The organism is Succinivibrio dextrinosolvens DSM 3072, from assembly GCF_900167015.1.
Lineage (GTDB): Bacteria > Pseudomonadota > Gammaproteobacteria > Enterobacterales > Succinivibrionaceae > Succinivibrio > Succinivibrio dextrinosolvens.
Genome location: NZ_FUXX01000034.1, coordinates 22,156 through 28,382, shown reverse-complemented (window position 1 = coordinate 28,382; position 6,227 = coordinate 22,156). Strand labels below are relative to the sequence as shown.

Annotated in this window: 6 protein-coding genes; 4 read left to right on the top strand and 2 right to left on the bottom strand. The window is 33.0% G+C overall.

Going from position 1 to position 6,227, the window contains the following annotated elements:
- A partial coding sequence (locus tag B5D46_RS08980; RefSeq protein WP_143675648.1) for a hypothetical protein occupies nucleotides 1-224 on the bottom strand: 224 nt, incomplete at its 3' end.
- 287 nt (nucleotides 225-511) lie between these two features.
- On the opposite strand from B5D46_RS08980, the gene B5D46_RS08975 reads away from it, so the two are divergent.
- The 4 genes from B5D46_RS08975 (at nucleotide 512) to B5D46_RS08960 (ending at nucleotide 4,769) form a co-directional block, all read left to right on the top strand.
- Nucleotides 512-1,303 (top strand): BspA family leucine-rich repeat surface protein, encoded by a 792-nt coding sequence (locus B5D46_RS08975; protein ID WP_078929172.1) that lies wholly within the window; start codon nucleotides 512-514, stop codon nucleotides 1,301-1,303.
- A gap of 864 nt (nucleotides 1,304-2,167) precedes the next feature.
- A complete protein-coding gene (locus B5D46_RS08970; RefSeq protein ID WP_078929171.1) occupies nucleotides 2,168-3,514 on the top strand; it encodes an RNA-binding domain-containing protein in 1,347 nt (448 codons plus the stop codon).
- Nucleotides 3,515-4,126: 612 nt separating this feature from the next.
- On the top strand, nucleotides 4,127-4,489 hold the full coding sequence (locus B5D46_RS08965) for a type II toxin-antitoxin system RelE/ParE family toxin (protein ID WP_200805039.1): 363 nt from the start codon (nucleotides 4,127-4,129) through the stop codon (nucleotides 4,487-4,489).
- Entirely contained in the window at nucleotides 4,482-4,769 is a 288-nt protein-coding gene (locus B5D46_RS08960; RefSeq protein ID WP_078929170.1) for a helix-turn-helix domain-containing protein, read from the top strand. Before B5D46_RS08965 ends, B5D46_RS08960 begins: the two co-directional genes overlap by 8 nt.
- 513 nt (nucleotides 4,770-5,282) lie before the next feature.
- Here the strand turns inward: B5D46_RS08960 and B5D46_RS08950 are convergent.
- The gene (locus B5D46_RS08950) at nucleotides 5,283-6,176 is read right to left on the bottom strand and encodes a LysR family transcriptional regulator (protein ID WP_078929168.1); all 894 of its coding nucleotides are present in this window, start codon (nucleotides 6,174-6,176) and stop codon (nucleotides 5,283-5,285) included.
- Nucleotides 6,177-6,227: the final 51 nt, after the last annotated feature.

Here is a 6,227-nt window from a genome sequence, read left to right as displayed (position 1 = left end):
CTTTGGGCACAGGAAGAGAGCTGGTTCATCTGTATCTTTTTGTTACGATTTTCGCTGAAGCCTTTATACAGGTATCTCTTGATGCAATAGTAAATTGCGCCAGAAGTACACTGCAGTTTTCTTGAAATTGCATTAACAGGAAGCTCGGTTGTTAGAAGTGCCTGCAGAATAGCTCTGTGTTTAAGATTAGAAATGTTATTGAGGTTGATTTCAGATTCAAGCATTTTCGCCATCCTTAATAGAAACAAGTGATGGTGAAATTATGCCTTTTAGTAGAAATTTACTTTAGTAGGAAACTGTTTACGCTTACTTTTTTGATAACGGTTATCTTTCAGAAGATGAATATACTTACTTCAAGAAAGCTATTATTTGCGGCTTAATTGCCCCGCCGATACCATTAAATATAGAAGAAACATCAAGTGAATCTACTAATAAAACTGTCGTTTTATCTAGAAAAGAACTAAGAGCCATTATTGTAGAAAAAATACAGGAAGAAGGCCCTAAGTGTGATTTGAATGACATTGACACATCACGAATTACAGATATGAGTTTTCTGTTTGCAAATCCACCAGAAAATACACGTTTTGTTACTGGCTTAGAAGGAGATGACATTGCGGCACGCTTTCGTGGAGATATAAGTTCTTGGGACGTATCAAATGTTACAAATATGGAAGGAATGTTTTGCAACGCAAAAGATTTTAACTCTTCTATAAAAGAGTGGAACGTATCAAATGTAACGATTTTTTCTGCTATGTTCGCATGGGCCACAAATTTCAATCAACCAATAAATACGTGGAATGTTTCTAAAGGAAAGGACATGTCCGGTATGTTCTACAATGCAGAAGCATTTAATCAGCCAATTGGGGGGTGGAACGTTTCAAAAGTTACAAATATGTTAAGCATGTTTCATGGAGCAAAAGCATTCAACCAACCTATAGGTAATTGGAACGTTTCTAAAGTAACAAATATGTGTAGTATGTTCAGCGAAGCGACAACATTTAATCAACCTATAGGCGATTGGAATGTTTCCAGGGTAACGGGTATGATTAAGATGTTCAATAAAGCAACTTCCTTCAACCAGCCAATAGAAAAATGGGATGTTTCAAATGTAACTTACATGGATCGAATGTTTTACTATGCCAAAGCCTTCAATCAGCAGATAGATCAATGGAATTTGGCAGAAAAAGTATCTATGGATGATATTTTTAAACATGCATATGAATTTCGCCGTCATAATAATATTGGTCAAATGAAATTTTTTAAACCCAAACTGTATTTTAAAAATTATAAGAAGAGATACTAATTGCTAAATACAGCGCCGTTAACAATGCTTAACAAAAACATAATACCAAGAGATCTGGTAATGGTGACCTCCAGATCTCTAAGTCGAGAATAGATATATATAAAAATAACATTTTGATTTAAAAGGAAAAGACTTATTCGTAACCATATTCGTAATCATGTTTTACTATTCGTAATCATGGTATATCCTTTTGTTTTATAAAGATAAAAAATACATTTTTTCGGAAAAATGCATTATTCGTAATGATGATTTTAGGATTCGTAATCATAAAATTTTTTTAATCCTTACTTTTAATCCTTACTTTTATTCCTTACTTTTATTCCTTACTTTTATTCCTTACTTTTATTCCTTACTTTTATTCCTTATTTATTCCGTATTTATTCCTTACTTTAGCAAGAATAAGGGCAACACACATTATTAGAAGAGACATTTTTTGTCACTTCTAATGTCACTTCTATTAAAAGTGTTTTATTTGGGGCTAACATCTAACTGATTATTTTTTAAAGAAAATGTAATAAATGAATTTCTGCTTTTTCTATAGAAGTGACATTTTTTTTGTCACTTCTAATGTCACTTCTATTAAAAGTGTTTTATTTGGGGCTAACATCTAACTGATTATTTTTTAAAGAAAATGTAATAAATGAATTTCTGCTTTTTCTATAGAAGTGACATTTTTTTTGTCACTTCTAATGTCACTTCTAGTAAAAGTGTTTTATCTGGGAGCTAACATCTAACTGATTATTTTTTAAAGAAAATGTAATAAATGAATTTCTGCTTTTTCTATAGAAGTGACATTTTTTTTGTCACTTCTAATGTCACTTCTATTGTATAATTCTATTAAGTCGTCAATTTGAGGATAAAACCGTGAACTTAGGTAAAGAAACTGAAATGCTTGAATTTAAAAAGACTACCGGCGAAATAAGAGAAGCAATGGTGTCAATAGCAGCAATCTTAAATAAGCACGGTGTTGGTACTATATACTTTGGTGTTAAACCAAATGGAGACGTAATTGGACAAAATGTGTCAGAGTCATCATTGCGAGATGTTTCTAGAGCAGTATACGAATCAATAAAACCTCAAATCTATCCGGTAATCAAAGAAGAAATACTAGATGGCCACAGCACTATAAAAGTTGAGTTCAGTGGAGAGAATACACCTTATTCCGCATCTGGACGTTATTATCTAAGAACAGCCGACGAAGATCGCGAGGTAACCCCTGAAGAACTCAAAGCATTCTTTGGTGTAAATAAATACCGTGAAAAATGGGAAAAGGAGATTTCAGAATCCACAGAAAAACAGATTGATCATGATTCAATGAAACAATTCTGGGATAACGCAATTGCTGCAGGAAGATTGCCAGAAGGAAGATATACTTGCCCTATTATTCTGAAAAGGTACGGCTTGGTAAGCAATGGCTTTTTAACAAAAGCCGGTGAAGCTTTATTTAGCAGTAATCATCCTATTTCTCTTAAAGCAGGAATCTTCGCTACCGACGAGAAGCTTACAATTTTAGATATGAAATTCTATGAAGATAATATCTTCAATCTTCTAAAAATTGCAGAAGAATATATTCTAAAAAACATACGCTGGAAAACTGAAATTATAGAAATGGAAAGAACAGAAACTCCAGAGATCCCTGTTGCAGTTATCAGAGAGGTACTCGCGAATAGTTTTGCACATGCAATTTATGCGGGAAGAACAAGTCACGAAATTTGTATTCATCCAGGAATGATTACAATTTACAACCCAGGAGAATTTGCAAGTAAACACAAACCCGAGGAATATGTAAAGAAGAATATTGAATCAGAAATAAGGAATCCAACCATATCAAAAATATTATTCTTAAATAAATCAATAGAGAAATTTGGAAGCGGATTCAAAAGAATTGATAGCCTATGTAAAGATTCTGGCATTAAGTATTCTTATGTTAACGATTCAAATGGATTCAAATTTGTGATCAATCGACCTGCAATCATAACCGAAACAAGCAGAGATACCATTGAATATTCATCATTCAAAAAGCTTAACGATACAGAGAGATCCATTCTAGAGATATTGAAATATAATCCAACAGCATCAAGAGAAGTGCTTGCAGAAAAAACATCTAAAACAGTTCGAACTATTCAACGAGCATTGAATACGCTAAAAGAGCAGGGATTAATTGAGCGAGAAGGCGCAAAGCAAAATACTATCTGGAAAGTAAAAAAATAAGCTAAGAAACAACAATGTTTACATTCCTTTATGGCTCAATAAGGACAAATTTTACATTTAACCGCTATGTAACTGAGTTCTTACAGATGTACACGTTGAAGATGAAGATTGAGTTTTATTAGAAAAAGAAAATGAGGCTTTTTAGACACAAAAAAAGCAGTCATCTGACTGCCTGTTTCGCTTAAAGATTGGTGCGAAGGAAAGAACAAATATTATATTTTCTTCTTAAAAATCAATATACTTTTTTAGCAATTCACCAATTTTCACCAAATCAGTTTTAATTTCAATAAATTAGTAATAACGACTTAAAAATACTCCCCATTTTTAAGCTCACCAAATTCGGTATATTTATACAAATCAAATAACATAGGTAAGTGTAACAATAATATAGATAAGTGTACATTCTTACTTTCCAATAACATAGGTAAGTGTATCTAAAAAATATTTCCAACAGCTTTTTCCACATATGAAATTGATTACAACAATGTTGATGAAATAATCCCCATTAATAACCTTGAATATAGCCAATCAATCTTGTGATATAAAAAAAATAATTTGCAAAGTTAATTGTTTTTTTAAAAAAATATGCTATATATAACATATAGAGGTTATATGAAGTATAGAATTTATTTTTTTAAAGAAGCTGATGGAACAAAACCATTAGCACAGTTTATTAAGACATTGGATCTTAAACTTAAGGCAAAAGTAGTAACAGACCTCCATCTTTTAGAGGAACTTGGTAATCTAGCAAGAGAACCTTTAAGTAAACCTCTCGATGATGGTATTTTTGAACTAAGAACAATCGAAGGTGGAAATATAGTAAGAATTCTATATTTCTTTGACAGAGACAAAATCATAGTTGCAACAAATGGTTTTGTAAAAAAAACGAGAAAAACTCCGCCTAATGAAATTGCTTTGGCAAAAGAAAGAAGACAAATTTATTTTTCAACAAGAGAGCGATATATAAATGACTGACTTGGAAGAATTAACAAATGAACTTTTACAAGATGAAGAGTTCAAAAAAGAATACGAATCTCTCCAGCCAGAAATGGAGATAACAAAAGCTTTAATGAAGGCTAGACATGATGCCGGCCTAACACAGAAAGAACTATCTGTAAAATCAGGCATTAGTCAGGCAGATATTTCTAGATTAGAGAATGGGACAAGAAACCCAAGCGTTGCTTTACTTAGAAAACTAGCTGATGCCATGGGAAGAACACTTAAGATTGAATTTGTACCAAAGGTTAATATTTAATGGGGAATAAAAGCAGATAACAAGAGCAGAAACAACAATGGGTACATTCCTTTTTGGGCTTAAGTATATGAACAAATTTTATATGTAACCGGTATGTAACTGGGATGTAACTAAAGAGGACTTTTTCTAGGGACCAGAATAATAAAACTCTTATATATAAAGCAGTTATGTTTTTAATCTGTATGTAACCGGTATGTAACTGAGTTCATACAGATGACATAAAAAAATTATAAAAATAGTTTAAAATCAATAAGATTAAATTAAAAACTAACAAATAATTGCAAATCAGAATATATAACATATTTTTTATGCTTGTTTATTTGTTAATTAAGCAAGAATAAAACGCATAAACAATTAAAAATCTGCAGACCCCACTCATAAAAAAAAGAGCAAATGTAAACTGCAGCCTATCCGATTCAGATTTTTGTAGGAAGTAGCTTGATTCTTTTTTCTGTCCCGGATGCTTTTCATGAGACGGCAGGATAACAAGCTTTATGAAAAAGAACATGAACTTCATGCAGAATGAGTAATAGGTTGTATTTCCTCACATATTGCACGGATCTCTTCACTGAAAACAGTATCTTTGGGCCAGATGAAGGTAAAATCATGTTTTACCCTAAAGTCGTCAAGGGGGATTGTTTTCAGATATCCGGACTGCAGTCCTGATGCAACCGCTGCTTTATATAAAAAGGTGATACCACAGTCTTTTTCAATAAGACTTATTATGGCATGCATGTTCTCCACCTGGATAAAATGGCTAAAATCACTTGTGGAGTAATTGTTCAGGGCAAGAGCTCTTTCTAATATATTGCGCGTTCCTGAACCAGGTTCTCTTATAAGAATTCGCTCGGAAAAGAGATCTTTTATCACGCGCGGCTTCTGAGTGAAAGAGTGCTTTGTTGAGCAGATAGGGACAAACTCTTCCCTGCTAAAAAGCAGGGTTTCATAATCGTTTTCAGGGAAATACCCTTCTACAAGTGCAAAATCTATAACACCCTCCGAGAGCTTTTTCAGAAGCTCTGATGTGTTGCCAAAGGTAATCTTAAGATTAATATCCGGGTGTTTGTTTATGTAATCGCCGATCGGATCAGCAATTATGTATTCTCCTATGGTCATGGTGACACCAAAAGAGATGTCTTTTAACCCGCGATTGTTCTGTGAGAGCCTTTCTTTGAGGCTTTCATCATCATTTTTTATCTGATTCATTTTTTGATACAGAAGTTTTCCGTTGTCAGTTAGTAAAAGCTTTTTCCCATCCTGGGTAAACAGCTTTGTCCCATATTCATTTTCAAGGTGATGTATATGCTGAGAAACAGCGGGCTGGGTAATATTCAGCTCTTTAGCCGCCTTGGTGAAATTGAGGTGCCTGCAAACACATAGAAAGGTATCTATCCTGAAATCCAGCATAATCAGTTCTCCATAACGATAAGAAATATTTATGGATATATAATAATATAT